At 30.9% G+C, this 19,805-nt stretch carries 24 protein-coding genes; 8 read left to right on the top strand and 16 right to left on the bottom strand.

Annotated elements, in window-relative coordinates; translation table 11 throughout:
- Positions 1 to 57: 57 nt before the first annotated feature.
- On the bottom strand, positions 58 to 561 hold the full coding sequence (locus ABXT39_RS01920; RefSeq protein ID WP_415295594.1) for a DUF4864 domain-containing protein: 504 nt from the start codon (positions 559 to 561) through the stop codon (positions 58 to 60).
- Positions 503 to 1,072: an NAD(P)H-dependent oxidoreductase gene (locus ABXT39_RS01915; protein WP_415295592.1), complete on the bottom strand. Its 570-nt coding sequence runs from the start codon at positions 1,070 to 1,072 to the stop codon at positions 503 to 505. The genes ABXT39_RS01920 and ABXT39_RS01915 overlap by 59 nt, the downstream gene beginning before the upstream one ends.
- Before the next feature lie 34 nt (positions 1,073 to 1,106).
- Between ABXT39_RS01915 and ABXT39_RS01910 the strand changes: the two genes are divergently transcribed.
- Positions 1,107 to 1,304 (top strand): hypothetical protein, encoded by a 198-nt coding sequence (locus ABXT39_RS01910; protein WP_415285896.1) that lies wholly within the window; start codon positions 1,107 to 1,109, stop codon positions 1,302 to 1,304.
- Here ABXT39_RS01910 and ABXT39_RS01905 read toward each other — a convergent pair.
- The 8 genes from ABXT39_RS01905 to ABXT39_RS01870 form a co-directional block, all read right to left on the bottom strand.
- Complete coding sequence (locus ABXT39_RS01905; RefSeq protein ID WP_415295591.1) at positions 1,262 to 1,684, bottom strand: DUF6691 family protein; 423 nt, start codon at positions 1,682 to 1,684, stop codon at positions 1,262 to 1,264. The two genes, ABXT39_RS01910 and ABXT39_RS01905, sit on opposite strands and share 43 nt — an antisense overlap.
- Entirely contained in the window at positions 1,681 to 2,100 is a 420-nt protein-coding gene (locus ABXT39_RS01900) for a YeeE/YedE family protein (protein WP_415295590.1), read from the bottom strand. Before ABXT39_RS01900 ends, ABXT39_RS01905 begins: the two co-directional genes overlap by 4 nt.
- On the bottom strand, positions 2,101 to 2,538 hold the full coding sequence (locus tag ABXT39_RS01895; protein WP_415295588.1) for a CoA-binding protein: 438 nt from the start codon (positions 2,536 to 2,538) through the stop codon (positions 2,101 to 2,103).
- Positions 2,538 to 3,323, bottom strand: a complete 786-nt coding sequence (locus tag ABXT39_RS01890; RefSeq protein WP_415295586.1) for an enoyl-CoA hydratase — start codon at positions 3,321 to 3,323, stop codon at positions 2,538 to 2,540. Before ABXT39_RS01890 ends, ABXT39_RS01895 begins: the two co-directional genes overlap by 1 nt.
- Positions 3,307 to 3,681, bottom strand: coding sequence for a cytidyltransferase (locus ABXT39_RS01885; protein ID WP_415295584.1), 375 nt, complete (start codon positions 3,679 to 3,681; stop codon positions 3,307 to 3,309). The genes ABXT39_RS01890 and ABXT39_RS01885 overlap by 17 nt, the downstream gene beginning before the upstream one ends.
- A gap of 2 nt (positions 3,682 to 3,683) precedes the next feature.
- Positions 3,684 to 4,088: an AAA family ATPase gene (locus ABXT39_RS01880; protein ID WP_415295582.1), complete on the bottom strand. Its 405-nt coding sequence runs from the start codon at positions 4,086 to 4,088 to the stop codon at positions 3,684 to 3,686.
- Between the two features lie 69 nt (positions 4,089 to 4,157).
- Positions 4,158 to 4,787, bottom strand: a complete 630-nt coding sequence (locus ABXT39_RS01875; RefSeq protein ID WP_415295580.1) for a class I SAM-dependent DNA methyltransferase — start codon at positions 4,785 to 4,787, stop codon at positions 4,158 to 4,160.
- Between the two features lie 8 nt (positions 4,788 to 4,795).
- Complete coding sequence (locus ABXT39_RS01870; protein ID WP_415295579.1) at positions 4,796 to 5,992, bottom strand: aromatic ring-hydroxylating oxygenase subunit alpha; 1,197 nt, start codon at positions 5,990 to 5,992, stop codon at positions 4,796 to 4,798.
- Positions 5,993 to 6,093: 101 nt separating this feature from the next.
- Here ABXT39_RS01870 and ABXT39_RS01865 point away from each other — a divergent pair, with 101 nt between their 5' ends.
- Together ABXT39_RS01865 and ABXT39_RS01860 are read left to right on the top strand one after the other, a co-directional pair.
- Complete coding sequence (locus ABXT39_RS01865) at positions 6,094 to 6,822, top strand: methylenetetrahydrofolate reductase (protein WP_415295578.1); 729 nt, start codon at positions 6,094 to 6,096, stop codon at positions 6,820 to 6,822.
- Positions 6,815 to 8,173 carry a glycine cleavage T C-terminal barrel domain-containing protein gene (locus tag ABXT39_RS01860; protein ID WP_415295577.1) on the top strand — a complete coding sequence of 453 codons (1,359 nt, stop codon included), beginning with the start codon at positions 6,815 to 6,817 and terminating at the stop codon, positions 8,171 to 8,173. The genes ABXT39_RS01865 and ABXT39_RS01860 overlap by 8 nt, the downstream gene beginning before the upstream one ends.
- Positions 8,174 to 8,252: 79 nt before the next feature.
- Here the strand turns inward: ABXT39_RS01860 and ABXT39_RS01855 are convergent, their stop codons facing one another.
- Positions 8,253 to 12,161 (bottom strand): BspA family leucine-rich repeat surface protein, encoded by a 3,909-nt coding sequence (locus ABXT39_RS01855; protein WP_415295576.1) that lies wholly within the window; start codon positions 12,159 to 12,161, stop codon positions 8,253 to 8,255.
- Positions 12,162 to 12,391: 230 nt separating this feature from the next.
- Between ABXT39_RS01855 and ABXT39_RS01850 the strand changes: the two genes are divergently transcribed.
- A complete protein-coding gene (locus ABXT39_RS01850; RefSeq protein WP_415295575.1) occupies positions 12,392 to 13,021 on the top strand; it encodes a TetR/AcrR family transcriptional regulator in 630 nt (209 codons plus the stop codon).
- Here ABXT39_RS01850 and ABXT39_RS01845 read toward each other — a convergent pair.
- Positions 13,002 to 13,466 carry a DUF2127 domain-containing protein gene (locus ABXT39_RS01845; protein ID WP_415285052.1) on the bottom strand — a complete coding sequence of 155 codons (465 nt, stop codon included), beginning with the start codon at positions 13,464 to 13,466 and terminating at the stop codon, positions 13,002 to 13,004. The two genes, ABXT39_RS01850 and ABXT39_RS01845, sit on opposite strands and share 20 nt — an antisense overlap.
- A gap of 241 nt (positions 13,467 to 13,707) precedes the next feature.
- On the opposite strand from ABXT39_RS01845, the gene ABXT39_RS01840 reads away from it, so the two are divergent.
- The gene (locus ABXT39_RS01840) at positions 13,708 to 14,253 is read left to right on the top strand and encodes a hypothetical protein (protein ID WP_415295573.1); all 546 of its coding nucleotides are present in this window, start codon (positions 13,708 to 13,710) and stop codon (positions 14,251 to 14,253) included.
- Here ABXT39_RS01840 and ABXT39_RS01835 read toward each other — a convergent pair.
- The 4 genes from ABXT39_RS01835 to ABXT39_RS01820 are packed head-to-tail and all read right to left on the bottom strand — an operon-like array spanning position 14,250 to position 17,647.
- Positions 14,250 to 14,417, bottom strand: coding sequence for a hypothetical protein (locus tag ABXT39_RS01835; protein WP_415295571.1), 168 nt, complete (start codon positions 14,415 to 14,417; stop codon positions 14,250 to 14,252). The two genes, ABXT39_RS01840 and ABXT39_RS01835, sit on opposite strands and share 4 nt — an antisense overlap.
- Entirely contained in the window at positions 14,410 to 15,021 is a 612-nt protein-coding gene (locus tag ABXT39_RS01830; protein WP_415295570.1) for a DUF3726 domain-containing protein, read from the bottom strand. Before ABXT39_RS01830 ends, ABXT39_RS01835 begins: the two co-directional genes overlap by 8 nt.
- A gap of 5 nt (positions 15,022 to 15,026) precedes the next feature.
- Positions 15,027 to 16,679 carry a hypothetical protein gene (locus ABXT39_RS01825; protein WP_415295568.1) on the bottom strand — a complete coding sequence of 551 codons (1,653 nt, stop codon included), beginning with the start codon at positions 16,677 to 16,679 and terminating at the stop codon, positions 15,027 to 15,029.
- Positions 16,676 to 17,647 carry a membrane dipeptidase gene (locus ABXT39_RS01820; RefSeq protein WP_415295567.1) on the bottom strand — a complete coding sequence of 324 codons (972 nt, stop codon included), beginning with the start codon at positions 17,645 to 17,647 and terminating at the stop codon, positions 16,676 to 16,678. The genes ABXT39_RS01825 and ABXT39_RS01820 overlap by 4 nt, the downstream gene beginning before the upstream one ends.
- 114 nt (positions 17,648 to 17,761) lie before the next feature.
- Between ABXT39_RS01820 and purE the strand changes: the two genes are divergently transcribed.
- From purE to ABXT39_RS01805, 3 genes are read left to right on the top strand one after another with little or no spacing between them, the layout of a single operon-like run.
- The gene (gene purE / locus ABXT39_RS01815) at positions 17,762 to 18,253 is read left to right on the top strand and encodes a 5-(carboxyamino)imidazole ribonucleotide mutase (protein WP_415295565.1); all 492 of its coding nucleotides are present in this window, start codon (positions 17,762 to 17,764) and stop codon (positions 18,251 to 18,253) included.
- 9 nt (positions 18,254 to 18,262) lie between these two features.
- Positions 18,263 to 19,309, top strand: coding sequence for a 5-(carboxyamino)imidazole ribonucleotide synthase (locus ABXT39_RS01810; RefSeq protein WP_415295563.1), 1,047 nt, complete (start codon positions 18,263 to 18,265; stop codon positions 19,307 to 19,309).
- An 11-nt stretch (positions 19,310 to 19,320) separates the two neighbouring features.
- Positions 19,321 to 19,788 (top strand): GNAT family N-acetyltransferase, encoded by a 468-nt coding sequence (locus tag ABXT39_RS01805; protein WP_415295562.1) that lies wholly within the window; start codon positions 19,321 to 19,323, stop codon positions 19,786 to 19,788.
- Positions 19,789 to 19,805 lie beyond the last annotated feature (17 nt).

The following is a 19,805-nucleotide window of genomic DNA, read 5'->3' as shown; positions in this document are numbered from 1 at the left end:
GTCCGATTCCTACTATTTTTTTATTATTAACGAAACAAAAATCGTTTAGTTTTTAGCTTAAACTGAAGATCCAAGAGGCATTGGTGCGGAGACCATTGTGGTCAGCCAGCAGTCCTTGAGGGGACCATTTTTTATATATTTTTCAACTGCCCACTTAAATTTATAGTAGACCTTATCTCTATCAAGAACTGTTACTTCAAAAAGAGCAGTAAAATCATCAGATTTTATCTTAACAACCTTATGGTCCAAGTGATTAAGAAGCATCACATAAGATTTTCCTTTTATCATCGTTTTAAATCGATCTAAAGGACCTGTATTTTTTTGATTATTTGGGTGTGCAAATTCCCAAGTCTGCTCAATTCCATTATCTTTTTTTGGATTATCATTCTGCTTTAAACTTCTTAATTGGATTTTGACAACTTGATAAGGTTCAATCCCATTATTAGGCTTAACTAATTCAGCAAATGATGGAGATGTAAAAAATAAAGTAATTAAAATTAATTTATATATTTTGTGCAGTTGTTCTGACGTCTTCCAAAAATTGTTCTCTTTTTTTATCACTGACAAACGGTACAGCAAAGTATCTTCTATAAACAATATTATAAATGCCACACATGTGAAATACCCCTCTTTTTAATCTTCTTATAGGTAAGTTTAAGAAGAAGGTTGTAATAGCGAGCCTTGGAGATCCATAAGTACAAAAAATTATAGCTTTTTTATCTTTTAAATTTCCCATTGGATAACCATAATTTCCAACTAATTTTTTAAATGTAAATGCCCAAGGTGGTGACAAAACTTTATCTATCCATCCCTCCACAATTGCTGGCATTCTAAAGTTCCAAATAGGTGCAATTAGAACAATGGTATCACACTTCTCAATTCGTCTACGATGATCTAAAACATCTTCACCAGCTTGTTCACCTGCAAAAACAGGGTTAAATTTTTCCTTATATAGGTCTACACAATCAACTGAATGACCGTTTGCTTCAACCGTTTTTATGAATGCGTCTCTAATAGCAGCGTTAAAAGATTTTTCGTTATAATGACCGTATAAAAGAAATATTTTTTTCATTTGTGTATTTTTAAACTAGTTCTATAAGAAAGCCATGAAAAATTTTTATGTAATTGAAGGTGAGCATACCAACCCTAACGAGATTGAAACAATATTAAAGAATACTGAAAAAAAACATGGCCCTTTTGAAGAGCAAGAAGCTACCCAAATTGCCAAAGGTTTAATTCAAAAAAATATAGATGATTTTTATCATCGAGCATGGGTAGTCGGTTCTGACAATTTAGCTAAATAAAAACCAGCAAACATTGCAACTACAAAGATAGCTGAATTAATATTTAATAAAGCTAAAGATGCTATCGCAGGTCCAGGACATAAACCTGCCAAACCCCATCCTGCTCCAAAAAGTGAAGAGCCAATAATTAACTTTTTATTTATCTCTTTATTAGTTGTGTAATTAAAGCTTTTAGTAAAAATAGGTTTTTTATTATTTTTAAATAAGTGAAAAAATGGAGAAGATATAATTAGGGCTCCGGTCATCACAAATGCTAATGATGGGTCCCAATCTCCAAAAATATTTAAGAAACCTAAAACTTTAGCAGGATCAATCATTTCTGAAATAGTAAGACCAATTCCAAATATTATCCCACAAACTAAAGATATAATTTTACTCATACTAAGCTTTTTACCAAAACAGTTAAAATTCCAACAATCATGAAGGTTATTGTTGCAATAATTGACCTTATGGAAAATCTGCCAATTCCACTAATTCCATGACCACTAGTACAGCCCCCGCCAATTCTCGTACCAACACCAACCAATAAACCTGCTACTGATAATAAAAAAAATGAATTTGAAATTAAAATATTAATTTCTTGAGATGTAAAAAATTTATATAAAATAGGGCCAATTATTAACCCCACTATAAATAAAAAATTATCAAATCTATTACTTTTAGAAGTTAAAAAATTACTAGCAATTCCACTTATTCCAATTAATCGACCGTTAAAGACAAAGAATAGAACTACAGCCAAACCAATTAATGCACCCCCTAGAAACGCAGGCAAAGGAGTAAAATTTATTATATTCATTTAATTTTGTAAGACAGGAAAAGCTGGATTTATATTTAAAAAAAGCTTTTGATATTCCATTTTAGTGCATCTATTTTCTATGTATTCAATACTCTTACTTTCTACTAACTTTTTAGCTTCTACACTTCTTATTCCTAGTTGTAGCCAAAGAACTTTAGCACCAATTTTAATACCACCCTTTGCAAACTTAAGTGCTTCTGCTGAAGGTCTAAACACATCCACAATATCTATTGGTATTTTGATATCTTCAAGTTTTTCATAAACTTCTTCTCCTAATATCTTTTGTCCTTTTGCACTTGGATTAACTGGAATAACTTTAAAGCCATACTTCTGCATATATTTCATAACAATAGTTGAAGGTTTTTTGTCGTCCTTACTAACACCCACCATTGCAATTGTTTTATATTTTGAAAGAATTTCTTTTATTTTGTCGTTCACTACTTATGTTTCCACTTAGGTTTTCTTTTTTGTAAAAATGCAGATATTCCTTCTTTTGCATCCATTGCCATCATATTTTTAGTCATCATTTTACTTGTATAAGCATAAGCTTTTCTTAATGGCATTTCTAATTGATTATAAAAAGTTTGTTTGCCAATTTTAATTGTAAAACTTGATTTTGAAGCAATAGTTTTGGCAACTTTTAATACTTCATTGTTTAATTTTGATTTAGAAAAATGATTATTAATTAATCCAATTTCTTTTGCATAATTTGCTTTAATGGGTTCGCCAGTTAACAGCATCTGCATCATTCTTTTTCTATTAACTTTTCTACTAACTGCAACCATAGGTGTGCTACAAAATAAGCCTATATTTACTCCTGGTGTCGCAAATATTGCATCATTAGCACTGTAAGCAAGATCACAACTCGCAACTAATTGACATCCCGCAGCAAATGCTGCCCCATGAACTTTTGCTATAACTGGTTTTTTTCCTTCAACTATTTGAAGCATTAATTTTGAGCAAAGATTAAAAAGTTTTTGATATTTTTCTCTTTTCTTTAATCCACTTACTTCTTTTAAATTATGACCTGCACTAAAACCTTTTCCAGACCCTTCAATAATTATTACCTTAATATTTTTGTCTTCATCTAATTTTTTAAAGGCTTTAATTAAATCTTCTAAATTTTTAAATGAAAGTGCATTGTATGTTTTTGGCTCATTAATGATGATTGAAGCAATATCTTTATTTAAAAGTTTAACTTTAATATTACTTAAGTTTGCCATCTTCTCTCATTTTAGCTCTAATTTTTGTTGCAGAGATTTGTTGAATTTCCTCTGACAAAACAACTTCTTCTATTTTGTAACCAACCCCTCTTCCGTAACAAATATTAGTAATATTAGGAACCATCATTACTTTAAACCTTCCTTCAAATTCTGGGTTTAATTTTTCTTCAATATTCTTTTTAACTGTGTCAAAATCAAATGGATTATCTTCAACACCTTGAACATCTCTTATTTGAATACAAACTTGACCAGTTTTTTTAATAATTTCTTGAAATAAAACATAGTGACCATCATGAAATGGTTGCCATCTACCAAGCATTTGTGCTGTTGGTTTTTTATTATCCCATTTATAAGACATAACTATATTTCCTTTGCTATTTTAGGCGCCCAACCTTCAGCATCCTGTGTTGTTACATGATAATCATATTTTTCTGGTTTTATAAACATGGCATTTGTATCAGCAAACCTTCCTTCTTTTATTGTATCAACCCAAACAATATAGTCTGCATTAAATAATTCTCTGGCAGCAAGTGTGGGGCAAACAAAGTCAGCGACCACATGGTAGCCTTCTTTTTTATGTTTTTCTGCCATATCTGCCATTCTTTTCGCTTGTATTTTTCTTCCTTCTTCTGAAAAATCCCAATCATTAGCAGCTTTTCTAACTTCGTCTGCATTAAGCCATTTTGCATTTATTAAAGGAACTAATTTTGATGCTAGTGTTGTTTTACCTGAGCCAGGTAAACCCATAATTAATATTTTTTTCATAGTATTATTTTTTTCTGCACATATAGGTTAAAAAAAATATTTATATAACAAAAGAAGATAAATATTAAGTTATTTTTTAACCTCAAATAGACCAAGCCAAGCATTAACATTTTTGCTTGCTATATAATTAGATTTAAAAAATTCTATTTCTTTCCATTTCTTATTATCTTTTAATTCTATTATTTTTTTATCAAATCCATATTCTTCATAAATTCCTTCATTAATCGTAAAACAAATTAAACCTTTATTTTTTGTAATCCTTACAAATTCATCTAAAGCAGTGGGTTTAACATGTGCATATGTAAAGGTTCCAACACACATAACTGCATCATAAAAATTATCTTCCACTTTAATTGGTTGATTTAGATCTACTTTATATAGCTTTTTATATAAATCTTTTGGTATCGTATCTAATAAGGTTTTAGATAAATCTGCTCCATAAAAATTTTTATATCCAAATTTTCTTAATTCTTTTCCAACTAAACCTGTACCACAACCTGCATCAAAAATTAATATGTCTTTGTTTTGAGCATATTTTTTAAAAGTGTTTACTGTTTCTTTTGGACCTGAATAATCCCAATCAACCATGTCTTTATTATATTTATCTTTATCACCCCACTCATCATAAAAATTCATTACTTCTTTGGTAGTTTTCAATTTGTAAATAGGGATTTTATTCCCTACATCTTTTTTTGACATCTATTATTTTATCCAGTTAAATTATTTGCAATCCACTTATGAAATTCATGGGTAGGATTATCCATTATTGGTGAAAAATTTCCACCATCATATGCTGGAGAATTTCTACCTTTCTGCATGCCTTCAATAGCTTTTATATCTTCTGACATAACTTCTTTCCAAAATTCTGCATTTTTTTTTCTCATCTCAGTAAACTCAGTTCCATTTGCACTATCATCACCAACGTAATACATTATTAAATGTTCTTTAGTTTCACTAATAGACTTAGGTTCTAACCAAAAAACATAAAAATGATCTATATGAAGACCAATCATTACGTTTGGAAATAAAGCAATATATTCAGCCTTTTTGGATAAGTCCTTAGGCCAATTTAGAAAATTATTAAAACTTTGACTTCCTTTAACAGGTTGGTCGTATTTATTTGTACCTTGGCCAGCAAATCTATTTGGTAAACCTTGAATATGGTAATGGTCGCTAATATTTGAAACTTTATTTAATTCAGGATGAATCCAAGGCAAATGATAACTTTCACAGTAATTCTCTATTGCAAATTTCCAATTACATTTAACATCAAGACTGAAGTATCCATGATCTTTTGAGTGTTTAAGTAATTTTTGATCTTCCTTAGATATAAATTTTGACCATCTTTCCTCAAGAGGCTTGATATATTCATCAAACTCTAATTCATTACCATTTATATTGATAAATATTATGTCCATCCAAACTTTGGTTCTAACTTCTTTTAGGTTGCTTTTTGATTTATCAAATTTATCTGTTTCATGAACATTCAGACCTCCAATATGAGGTGTCGCGACCAACTTTCCATCAAAATCGTAGGACCATGAATGATATGGACATCTTAAGACATTTTTTAAAGCACAAGGTTCATCTAAAAGCTTGAAGCCTCTATGGCTGCAAACATTATGAAATACTCTTATTTTTTTCTCTTTGTCTCTTAGAATAATAAGAGGGATACCAAGTAGATTATAAGGTTGAGCGTCTCCTATATTTGGCACAGAACTTCCAACACCAATTACTGTCCATTTATCCTTGAAAATCCTCTCTCTTTCAATTCTTAGATAATCAGAGCTGTTGTAGCACTCGTTTGGTAAGCCATGGGCTTTCTCGATGGGGTTCCCAACCACTCTAATCTTCTCCAAATCCAAGATCATTGAAAGTTCAAGATTTTTAAGATTTTCAGACATTAAAAAAAATTATCACCAGCACAATTTTTGGCAACAAATATTTTTGTCCACAAGATGAATTTCTTTGACAGCATTTACAAAAAAGATAATCATCGGGGAAAATGAATTTTTCACTTGAGGTTGGACCTCAAACAGATCTTGATACACTACCTCCCGTTAAGGATGTTTATGTAACTATGCTCCCAGGAGGAGACTATAAAGAGACAGCTAACCAATCAGGTGAGTTGATTAAAAAAGGATTTAATCCAGTTCCACATTTTCCAGCACGATCAATTACAGATGATGCTCAACTTAAAGATTACATTGCAAGATGTAAAGATGTGGGTGCTAAACAAGCATTAGTTATTGGAGGAAGTAGAGAGCCGGTTGGAAAATTTGATAGTTCAATTCAAATTTTAGAAACAGGATTTTTTGATGGAATTAAAATAGGAATAGCAGGACATCCAGAAGGAAGTCAGGATATTTCTGATAAAGAATTAGAAAAGGCTATGATAGATAAAAAACCTTACGCCGACTATATAGTGACCCAGTGGTTATTAGAGAGTCAACCTATCGTAGATTTCATTTCTAAGCAGTCAGTACCAGTGCATGTGGGAATTACTGGGCCAATGAAAATAACTAGCTTGATTAAATTTGCTAATATTGTCGGGGCGAAAAATTCTATAAATTTTCTTAAGTCTAATTTTAGTAAGGCATTAGATTTATTGAAACCTAAAGACCCTAATGAATTAATTGGGAAAGTGAAAGAGTTTACTGGCAACTTCCACATTTATACATTCGGCGGCTTGAAGGAAACTAACAAGTGGTTGAAGGAGAACGGTTATGTCTAATGAATTTGACTATACTAAACTAAATCATGTGACTTCAGTTGATCAATCAGATCGTGAAGTACCATATAACTTAAGACAGAGTGGGCCTACAAAAGTTGAAATGTTAATTTCAACAAGAGTAAGAAAATCTCCATACTGGCATCTATCAATGGAAGCTGGTTGTTGGAGAGCAACTGTTTACAATCGTATTTATCACCCAAGAGGTTATGTAAAACCTGAAGATGGTGGAGCTATGGTTGAGTATGAAGCAATTAAAAATCACGTTACAATGTGGAACGTTGCTGTTGAAAGACAAATTAGAGTTAAAGGTCCTGATGCAGAAAAGTTTACTGACTACGTTATAACTAGAGATGCAACTAAAATCTCACCTATGAGAGCAAGATATGTAATTTTATGTAATGCTTATGGTGGAGTTTTAAATGATCCTATTCTTCTTAGAATTTCAAAAGATGAATTTTGGTTCTCACTATCAGACTCTGATATTGGAATGTATCTTCAAGGTGTTAACGCTGATGGAAGATTTGATTGTACAATTGAAGAAATTGACGTTTGCCCAGTGCAAATTCAAGGTCCTAAATCAAAAGCTTTAATGAAAGACCTTTGTGGAGATCAAGTTGATTTTGACAATATGCCTTTCTACGGTTTAGCTGAAGTTAAAGTTGGCGGCAGAAGTTGTGTGATTTCACAATCTGGTTTCTCAGGTGAAGCTGGATATGAAATCTACTTAAGAGAAGCAACTAAATATGCTGATGATATGTGGAATGCTGTTCTTGCTGCGGGTAAAAAACATAGCCTAATGGTTATCGCTCCTGCTCACCATAGAAGAATTCAAGCTGGAATTCTTTCTTGGGGACAAGACATGGATCAACAACATAATCCTTTCCAGTGTAACCTTGGTTACCAAGTTTCACTATCTGGTAAAGGTGAGTGGGATAAAAAAGCTGACTATGTTGGTAAAGCTGCACTAGAGAAAATGGGCGCAGAGCTTAAGGATGGAAAAAAACCTTATAAGCTTCAGTTAGTAGGTCTTGAATTGGGTGGAAAACCAATTGAAGAATATGCTCCTGATTTTTGGTTAGTGTCACCTGAGAGTGGTGGAGATCCTGTAGGATTTATCACATCACCTTGGTATCATCCTGAAAAAGGTCAAAATATTGCAATGGGATATGTACCATTTGAAGGAACATTAAATGCTAATGGTTTCCCAAAAGGTAAAGTTGGAACTAAGTACAAAGTTCACTTACCTGCTAAATATTCTGACACACCAGGAACACCTGTTGATGCTGTGGTAGTGGATATTCCATTTACAGAATCTTATAACGCAAACACAAGAGAAGTCGTTAAAGGTTAAATCAATTTTTATAGAGAGGGGTAAATTCCCCTCTCTATGATAAATAATTAATACCCCCTCAAGAAATATTACTATTTATTTAAAACACACTAGATAGAGAAACTTTAGCTTCCCGATCAAAAGTTTCATTGAATGATTGGTTGGCATTAAAGTTCAAATCAAAGCCATTAATATTTTTAGTAATATCAAATCCTGTTTTAAAATCCTCATTGCCATCTAAGCTCATTGCGTATTCTGTCTCACGTCTTGATTTAAATTTAAAAGCAAATTTAACCGTATCTATATGTTCATTTTCATTACCCTGAATACGTTTATAACTTGTTTTAATATTTAGATTTTCTAATGCTTCGTAATTAAACCCAACTTCTGAAGTTAATAAATGAGTTGAGTTTACACTCTGGGTATAAGTATAAGTAGTAGAGGTATCTGATACATAATTCATTTGAACATCGGAAGAATTGCTAAAATCTAAACCATACTCCACTAAACCAAATGGTTTAAATGAACTATTGGAAAATTTAATGATATCATTAAATTCTAAACCTAATGAGACCATACCACTTTCAACTGTTTGTTTGTCATAGGATAAAGCATCAGTTCCTGTCTCTGTGTAAGCATCAAGTTCAGTGTAACCCAAATCAACACGTGCAATTGGGGTTAAATTAAAATCACCCTTATCAATTGTTTTACCATAATTAATGGAACCAAATATTTGAGCACCATCTCTAGATCCAGTTAGTGTATTAGAACCACTTTTTCTTGTCAGGTCTTTTTCGATTATCCCAACCCCAATTAATCCTTCAATAAAATTATCATCATTGAGTGGTCGTGTTTGATAAAGTGATAGATTATAGTTTTTACTATCTATTCCAGTTCCACTTGTGCCTACATCTGTATCACTTTGACCGTATTGAATAGCAAAACCTAATAAATTATTATTATTTAATTTTCTATCAAAACCAAAAGCTAAACTTTGACTTTCTATTTCTGAAGAATTGTTTTTTATTTTTGAAAGACTAATAGAACCCTCTGACCAAGGCGACCAATTATCAGGAATAAGTTTAGTTAAATTAAGTTTAGGGGATGCAGTGCTGGAGTTTGAAATAGTTTTTACTAAAGATGTCAGCATAACATTGCCACCCTCTAGTTTAATATTATTCTTTGCAAAGTTATCCCTACTTCTATTTTGTCTTAAATAACTAAGTCTAGTAGAGACTGTACTTATAGATTTTATAAAAGTACTTTGTATTTGCGTACTTTGTGTATCAATTGATCCTGTGGTATCTTTATCAGTTGTTGGATCCACCATATTTTCAACGCTAAAACTTAAAGCAGTTGTAGAACTTATTCCTGCATATGATCCGCTACCAGTATCATCAAAAGCAGTTGAAGCAATTAACACATAATATCCTGTTTCAGCTTCAAAATTAGAGGATGGGTTAATGGTAATTTGAGAAGTACCCGTTCCGGTAACTTTACTACCTGCTACATCAATGGTCTCAAAAATAGTGTTGTCAGTTGTTTTCTTAATTATAATATTACCAGTTTGAACAGTAACATTTTCACTAAAGTTTAAAACAATGTTTGCGTCCCTTGCAACATTGGTTGCATCATCAGCTGGAGTGGATGAGGTTAGAGTTGGTAATACATTTGCAAAACTTGTAAAAGTTAAAGCAGTTGTAGAGCCTATTCCTGCATATGATCCACTATTAGCATCATCAAATGCAGTTCCATCAATTAATACATAATAGTCAGTATTTAGAACAAAATCAGAAGAAGGATTAATTGTTATTTGATTGGTTCCTGTTCCTGTAACTTTAGTAGTATCTGCTACACTAATGGTTTCGAAAATAGTGTTGTCAGTTGTTTTCTTAATTATAATATTACCAGTTTGAACAGTAACATTTTCACTAAAGTTTAAAACAATGTTTGCATCAAGCGCAACACTAGTTGCATTATTAGCTGGTACAGATGTATTTAAAATTGGTGCATCATTTGCTACTGTAAAGGTTAAAGCAGTTGTCGAACTTATTCCTGCATATGATCCACCACTAGCATCAACAAATGCTGTTCCATCAATTAAAACGTAATATTCAGTATTTTGTCCCCAATTAGTTTGTGGATCAATAGTTATTTGAGAGGTACCTGATCCGGTAACTTCTGGATTGTTAACTTCAATAGTTTCAATAGATACATCACTAGAAGCTATCTTAATCGTAATATTACCACTTCCAACAACAACATTTTCACTAAAGTTTAAAACAATGGTTCCATCTTTTATAACATTCGTTGCATTATCAGCTGGAGTGGATGAGCTTAGAGTTGGTAATACATTTGCAGAAGTAAAGTTTAAAGAAGTTGTAGAGCTTATTCCTGCATAGGATCCACCGTCAGCATCATCAAATGCTGAAGCAGCGATTAATACATAATATCCGGTATTAGCATCAAAATTAGAGGATGGGTTAATTGTTATTTGAGAAGTACCTGTTCCTGTAACTTGGCCACCTGCTACATCAATGGTTTCAACAGTTGAACCGTCTGTTTTGTAAATAATAATATTACCACTTTGAGCAGTAACATTTTCGCTAAAGTTTAAAACAATGTTTGTATCAATCGCAACACTAGTTGCATCATCAGCTGGAGTGGATGAGCTTAGAGTTGGTAATACATTTGTAGAAGTAAAGTTTAAAGAAGTTGTAGAGCTTATTCCTGCATAGGATCCACCGTCAGCATCATCAAATGCTGAAGCAGCGATTAATACATAATATCCGGTATTAGCATCAAAATTAGAGGATGGGTTAATTGTTATTTGAGAAGTACCTGTTCCTGTAACTTGGCCACCTGCTACACTAATGGTTTCAAAAATAGTGTTGTCAGTTGTTTTCTTAATTGTAATATTACCAGTTTGAACAGTAACATTTTCACTAAAGTTTAAAACAATGTTTGCGTCCCTTGCAACATTGGACGCATTATCAGCTGGGGTTGAAGAAGATAAAGTTGGCGATGCATTAAAAGCATTTTCAGATAATTGACCTGAAGAACTAATTATATCGCTATATGTGGAAATCATTTGAGTAGCGCCATAAAACATAGTGTAACTTGATGCATAAATATCATTATCCGTCACATTACTTACATCCCAATTAAAAATATCTTGGTTAAATGAAGAAGCACTCCGAAACATACCTGTCATATCCGTCACTTTACTTGTATTCCAACTTCCAATATTTTGGTTAAATGAGGTAGCTAGCATAAACATAGTATGCATAAGCGTCACATTACTTGTGTTCCAACTTCCAATATTTTGGTTAAATGAAGAAGCACTAGTAAACATTGCCTTCATAGTATTCACACTACTTGTGTCCCAACTGCCAATATTTTGGTTAAAAGATGTTGCATTATAAAACATATACTGCATATCCGTCACACTACTTGTGTTCCAACTTCCAATATTTTGGTTAAATGAAGAAGCATACTGAAACATACCATACATCCTTTGTACATTGCTTACGTCCCAACTGCTAATGTCTTGGTTAAATGAAGAAGCATTACTAAATATAAAATTCATTACCTGCACATTACTTGTATCCCAACTGCTAATGTCTTGGTTAAAAGAACTTTTACCATGAAAGGCCGTGTATAAATTTGTTAAGTGAGAAACGTCACAAGTTGAGACATCGTCACCTGTGGTATCCCACCCGATAATTTCTGTTCTTGTAATAGGATTTCCACGATCAACAGCTGTAACTCCACTGCCAGCTCTCCCACCAATATCAAATTGCACACCATCAACTATACAATCGGCATTAGCCTGTTGATTTGAAAAAATTACAAGAAATAAGAAAGTTAAAAAAATTAAAGTTAAAGCTATTTTACTTAATGCCAGAGCTTTAGTACCCTGAATTTTTTTGTCTGTAATATAATGAATGGCTGCAGATTTAAATTTTGGCTTTACTTGATTTATTGTAAAAGGATTATTCTGTGACACTTTTTTAATGATTTTTAATTTATGTTTAAAAAAATTCTTAAACTAAAAAAAAAATATAAAATGGTAAGTTTTTAACAGCACTTAAGCCCTTAAAACTATTGTAGTACAACACTTCTGGGGTTATTAAGGTACATTTTTCAAAGTGGTCTGTTTTTATTTGAGGTACATTTTACAAAGTGGTCTGTTTTGCATCTGTTAAATTTAAATAGAATCTATAAACATTTACCCTTATGGAATTAAAGAAACCTTCAAAAATTAAAGTACCTAAGCAAGCACGTTCTCAAAAGAAGGTGGATCAAATTTTACAATCAGATCTTAGGGAGTTATCGGAGGAATCAAAAGGTCAATTACCTAGTATGAGGAAAATTTTAAAGAAGCTGAGTATTAATCATTCTAGATTCTATGACTACTTTCCATCAATCAATACTTTGTACAATAAATTTTTTTTACGAATGGCTAATGAAAGAATATTACATCAAAAAAAAATTATAGAAGATCATCCAACTGATGAAACAGTTCAGCAACTCATGAAAAAACTTACAAGCTATAGCTTTGAAAGATTTAATGAAAAACCTTTTCGCCTATCATTAGTTAAGAAACTATATAAAATATTTGATAAATCTAATGATAATCAAGAGCTTGAAAAACTCTTTGATGTTTTAACAGCCCCGCATCTAAAAGCAGCCGCTAGAGATAAAACAAATACTTTCAAAAAAATGGATGAATTAGAATTTAGAGATTCTATACGTGCTCATGCTCATTATGTTAAACAACCTTTTTTAGAGAATAATAATTTTGCCGGCTCTAAAGAACATCAGCAAAAGTGCTATGAGATGGCTGTTAAGCTTTTTGCCTCTTAGAGACTTTATTCATTTTTACTATTAAAAGTAAGTAACAAACAATTAGTAAATTTATTAATAAAAAAAATAAGACAATCCACAAAAATTCATTCATTAATTGAATAAACAAAATAACAGAAGTAATTAATCCTGTAGTAATTGTAAGATAATTTCCCCAATTCTTTTCAAACCAAAGCCCGAATGCTTCAACAAACCTAGTAATAGACATGAGCAAAGCTATGAATGCAAAGACAAAAAAGTGTTCTTGGGTTAATTGTGGAAACCAATGAGTAATTTGTTCAAAAAATCTATTCTCATTAATTAAGCTAGTGTTAATTTCAATACTTTCTTCCTTATAAAAAGAAACATACAATAAGGTAGCAGCTAACAACAAAGCGCCCACTCCCCTAATACTCCTAAGCACTGCAATAGTTTTTAATCCATATTTTTTAGAAGATAAAATCATTAATTTTAAAGAATATTATTTAAGTTCATATATTAAATTTTAAAATTTAACAGGTTTCAAATAGTAACAAGTAGTATGAAACTCATTATTGATAAATTATTATTAATATATAGACTTAAAGTGAGAATTTATAATGACAAAAACATTCCTAATAGCTGTTTGCATAATAATAGTAATTGCTTTAATACTCTTTCCACTATTTGTTTCTTACAAAGCTCAGAAGAATAGAAAAAAATAAATAATGTTTGGTCAATTTTTAAATATAATTGTTAGGTCTATTAAATTAGATAAATCTCTCTACAAAGATAATAAGAACTTTGGTGAAGCTGCAATATATTTTGCAGGACTTATCATGATATTAGACGGGTTAGCAGGAGCCGTTGCTGCAAATACTGTTATTAAAACTGCTGTTGCAATGTCTGGTTTAACTGCCATTCTTACTTGGTTTGTGTGGGGACTATTTATTTATGTGATCGGTGTAAAATTATTTCCGGATAAAGACACTAAAGTTTCATTTAAAAAAGTTTTAACAGCCGTAGGGTTTGCTCATGCACCAGGGCTTTTAAGATTTTTTGCTGTAACACCAGATTTAATGATCCCAATAATATTTCTAACTCAGTTTTGGATATTTGCAGGATTAATCATTTCAACAAAACAAGTTTTAAATCTAAAATCTAATTTTAAATCATTTGGAATAGTCTTTTTAGCTTTTTTAATAATTGCTTTTCTTTCAATATCTTTTGTAATGAGCAAAATGAATGCTCTACCCATTAGCAACATTAGTTAAATCGGAAATATAGTTTTTGAAAGTTTACAAGAATTACAGGTTTTAAATCCTGTTAAAATTAAATTTTGAGAAACGCTCGGGTCTTCTTTTTTACACTCCTCACAAAAATTATCTAATTGAAGAACTTCTTCATCATTAGTTTGATCGTCAAAGTCTTTAGTCATTGTCAGTAAGGCCTGCACCTGCTCCACCTTGTTTTAGGCTTTCATTTTCTTCAACAAACGTTTCTTCTGAAAGCTTATAGAGTTCATTCCATTCTTTTTCTTCAAACGAGTCTCTATTTTCTAAAACTTTTAAATAAATATTTTCAGCAGATTCGATGATTTCGTCTTTAGTGTAATTAGAATAAATATTGTTATTAAAGTTTAGTAAAAACTCCCTGTCATCCATTTTTAAGAATATTCTTTTACCAATCACCTCAGCTGCCCTGCTTACAAATGGTAGGAAAAGTAATGGATATGAGACTTTTTTAAACGTTATCTCATTTAAAGTTTCTAGGGTTTTAATCTGATCTAAAAAATTTACCCCTGCAATTATTGGACAATATTCATTTTTACTAGCCTCGTTATCTTGCTTTATGATGCTGATATTCTCTAACCTTAATTCTTTTTTTTTCTTAAAAAAACTATTTAAGTTTTTAATTCCAGGTAAGCTAAAAATTTCAAGTAGTCTTATATTTTTTCCAATCTCTTCTGCAATCCCCCATGAATATCCAGCAGCCTTACTTGATCTTTTAGAAACTGTATCTATTTCACTTAATGATCTCATGTTGATTAATTATAAACCCACTGTTCATCATAGTTTTTTAATTGCTCTGGTAGGGGTGCTCCTTGAAACATACATATTCTTAGCCATTTATCAGAACGTGGATCAAATTTTAATGCTCCAAAAAAAGATAACTTTAATCTCAGCATATCAATAGGCATTATTTTTTGGCCAATTGTATTATCTTGTATTTCAGAATAAGGAAATTTCTCTACTATAAATGCTCTTCTAACAACGTGTCTTAATTCATTATTAGTTGATAAAAATTTAGCAATAGTCCAGCTATTTTTAGTAACCGATAACAATTCATAAAGTTTTTTAATGTCTCTTGCAATTGCTAAAGGTTGCTCTAACTCAGCACCCACTTCATCAAATCTATTTGCTAGTCTTGGCTCTTCCTTATTTTTTGAGATAAACCAAAAATTTAAATTATTTTCATCTTTAGTAAAATCTATCATTAAAATATCTTGATATTTTTTTTCTAAAATCAGCTTTAAGTCTTCTACTGTTCGCTCTGTTGGAATATTAAAATATTTTTCTTCTTCAGAACTCATTTCTTTAATTAAAGGTGAGGTAATATCGTCATAAGGCTCCATCATCATTGAGACAACATACTCAATACATTCTTCACAATATTCTTTTTCTAAATAAAGATATAATTCATTAAAAGCATAATCTTGTTCAAAATTAAAATTGTTATCTAGGTAGATAATAAATTGATTAAGATCTTTTAATAAAGATTTAATTTTATTTATTTGATATTCGCTTTCAGTATTCCAAGAAGTGATATTTTTTATTGATTTTTTTAAACATTCTAAAAATAAATTTTTATCTTTCTCTGATATTGTTTTTATCTCTCTTATCTTTTTTAAGGAAATCTCCCTTGCAGAAATCCAATTATTTAAAAGTGTTGGATGGTTAACAATAAATGGAGCCATTCCAAGACCTGTAGAATTTCCTATTCCTAAGCTTTTACAAATATTTATATCAAGACTTACAGCTTTTTTTGGGTTCTTGTTTTTTGCAACATGATTAACCTGATCAAAAGTAAATTGCCTAACTAAATAAACCAACATCATTTCCAATCTAAAAGGCCCGTATATTTCTTCTCTATCTTTAATTCTAAACCTATCTGCTAAACCAAATTTACCTGACCCATAAACAGCAGTTGTTCTATATAAATAACCAACACCAGTTATTAAATCATTATCAGGCTGCTTACCTTCGCTTAAACATTCAACCACATGATTGAAAACTCTTACTGATTTATTAGCTCTTGAAAGGGTTAGTTCTTTATACGAAAGTCTGCCAAATTCTTGTTTTGGTACTTCGTTTTTTAATCTTTCAATATCTTGTTTTTTTGGTACACCATCAAAAAGTGTAAAGGCTGCATCCCATTTAGTAGCTATAACCCTGTCTGATCTTTCATTTTCATCTAATTCATTTGCAAAACAAATTAATGAATAAACTCTATTTTTTTTCTTAAATGAATAAACCGCAGTGCCATAACCATGCTCATTTAATTCAAATAAATCTCTTTTGTAATCCCAATCTTTAAACTCTTTTAAAAAACTTCTTAAAAATGAAAGTTTAGATTGATGAAAAGACCCTAGTCTTGATAATTTCATTACTACATTGGGGTCTCTTAATGAGATATTCATTGGTTCATTTCTTTGTAAAAATTGTACCAGTTGTTTCCAAGAATTCCATTAACTTCACTTTCTGAAAAACCAACTTTTTTAAGTCCTGCTTCTAAGTTTTCAAACCCTCTTGCATCTAAAAACCAATCAGGTTGTTTTGGGAAACCAGGTTTGTTTTTAGATCCTTCTCCATAATTTTTACTTTTAGTCCAAGTACCATTTCTCATCCACTCAACAATAGTATCTGGTTGATTTAAACAAAGATCTGAACCTATTCCAATTTTTTCAACTCCCATAATCTCAGCTGTCTTAGCTGTCATTTCACAAAAGCTTTCTAAAGAACAATCAGTTCCACTTTTTAAATGATGAGGATATAAAGAGAGACCCAATATTCCTTTATGTTCGGATAAAATTTTTAATAGTTCGTTTGACTTGTTTCTCTTAGCTGGATGCCAAAACGATGGGTTTGCATGAGTTATTGCAATTGGTTTTTCACTTATCTCAATTGCATCAATTGTGCTTTTTTCTGCTGAATGAGACATATCTATTACAAGTCCTAGTCTGTTCATTTCTTTAATTACTTCTCTACCAAAATTAGTAACTCCACTATCTATTGCTTCATAACATCCTGTCGCTAGTAAGGACTGATTATTATATGTAAGCTGCATAAACCTGCATCCTAAATCGTAAACTTTTTCAACTAATCCAATATCATCTTCTATGGGTGAGCAATTTTGAAAACCAAAAAAAACTGCAGTTTTATTTTCAGATTTAGCTTTCTCTATATCCTTAAAACTTTTGCCATGAAAAATTAAGTCAGAATTTTCTGAAAAGTAGTTTTCCCAATTTTTTAATACTGTTTTTAGCTCATCAAAATCTTCGTGATAAACAATGGTTACGTGGATTGCATCCAGTCCCGCTTGTTTATTGATCTGAAAGATTTCTCTAGACCAGTTACAATATTGTAAATTATCAATTTTAAAATTCATTGTGATCTTATTTGTTTTAAAGAATATCAATAAGATAGATAAATTCTATTAATTTTATTGAAATTTTAGACTTAATTTGAAATAACAATTTACGTTAGAATAAAATTACAACAAATGACTAAAAATAAATTAAAAAAAGTATCGATTGTTATGGGTAGTCAATCTGACTACAAAACCATGATATTTTGCCAAAATATTCTTGAAAAATTAAATATAAAATTTGAATCAAAAATTATATCAGCTCATAGAACCCCTAATAGAATGTATGAATTTGCTATTAATGCTGAAAAAAATGGTATCGCAGTAATTATTGCTGGTGCAGGAGGATCTGCGCATTTACCAGGAATGATTTCAGCCCTTACATCTCTACCTGTACTGGGAGTTCCGATTGAAAGTAAAAAGCTTAAGGGCCTTGATAGCCTTTTATCCATTGCACAAATGCCAAAAGGAATACCTGTTGGAACATTAGCAATTGGAGAAGATGGTGCAATTAATGCTGCCTTATTAGCTGCATCTATTATCGGTCTTAGTGATTTAACTGTCAAAAAAAAATTAAACCAGTTCCGTTTAAGTCAAAGCAAATCTGTTAAAAAAAAACCAAAATAGTTTTAAAATATGTCTAAACCAATTCTTGGAATTATAGGTGGAGGTCAGTTAGGTAGTATGCTTGCTATTGCTGCAAATAAACTTGAAATTAAAACAGTTATTTTTTGTGATGATATTGATGCCCCTGCACAAAATTTTTCTAATGATTTTGTACACGGTGAATATAATGATCAAAATAAGATAAAAGAGTTTTTGAATAAAGTTGATGTTGTAACCTATGAATTTGAAAACATTCCATATGAAACTTTAAATGAAATTAATAAGATAAAACCTGTTTTACCAAAACCTTCTGTAAATAGAATAATTCAACATAGATTAGCAGAAAAAGATTTTATCAATAATCTTAATATAAGAACTACAAGATATGTATCTATTGAGAAGAAATCTGATATGGAATCGGTTGAAGATTTACTGCCAGGTATACTTAAAACTACAACACTAGGGTATGATGGCAAAGGGCAACACCCCATTAGTAGTTTAGAAAATTTAGATTCAATTAATGTTGATTATTCAAAAGGTTATATTTTAGAAAAATTAGTAAAATTAAAAAAAGAAATTTCAATAATTATTACTCGTTTTAATGATCAAAAATATGAAATTTATGAACCCATTGAAAATGTGCATGAAGACCAAATTTTGAAAAACTCTAAAATTCCAGCCGAGATTAGTGATAAAATTCTAGAACAATCAAAACTATGGGCAACTCAAATTTCAGAAGAATTAAAATATGTTGGAACTTTGTGTGTTGAGTTTTTCATTGATAGAAATGATAACCTTTATGTAAATGAAATTGCACCAAGAGTTCATAACTCAGGGCACTTAACAATTAACGCATATAATGTAAGTCAATTTGAAAATCATGTAAGAGCTGTTTGTAAATTAGAACAAATACCTCTTAAAAAAATATCTAATGCAATGATGACAAATATAATTAGTGATCAAATTACTAATTACAGAAATAAAAAATATAGTGAAAATGAATTTTTCTTTGATTATCTTAAGAAAGAAATTAAACAAAAAAGAAAAATGGGACACCTAACAACCCTTCTTAAGTAGATATTGCCCAAATGTTAAAATCAATCGAAGGAAATTTTGATAATCCAGAAGTTCATGAGTTTCTCATCAATCATTTCATTGAGTTAAGATCTGTATCACCTGAAGGGAGTGCTCACGTACTTGATATAGCCGGTTTAAAAGACCCATCTATTAAATTTTGGAGCCTATGGGAAGAAAATGACTTAATGGGTAGTGGTGCATTAAAATTTCTAGATAAAGAGCATGGTGAATTCAAATCTATAAGGGTTAGTGACAATTTTAGAGGTAAGGGAAATGGTAAAAAAGTCACAAATCACTTAATTAATGAGGCAAAAAAACTTAATATTAAAAGATTAAGTTTAGAAACGGGTGCTGGTAACTTTTTCTTAACGGCTAGAAAACTATTCAGTAAGTGTGGTTTTGAGCCCTGTGAGCCCTTTTCACACTATAAAAAAGATATCAACTCTATTTATATGACCATGCTAATTAGCAACAAGTAAGTCTTTAATTATTTAAT

The organism is Candidatus Pelagibacter sp. Uisw_113, from assembly GCF_047717815.1.
Taxonomy (GTDB): Bacteria; Pseudomonadota; Alphaproteobacteria; order Pelagibacterales; family Pelagibacteraceae; genus Pelagibacter.
Note: the sequence above shows the minus strand (reverse complement) of the source record. Positions and strands in the feature narration are given on the sequence as shown.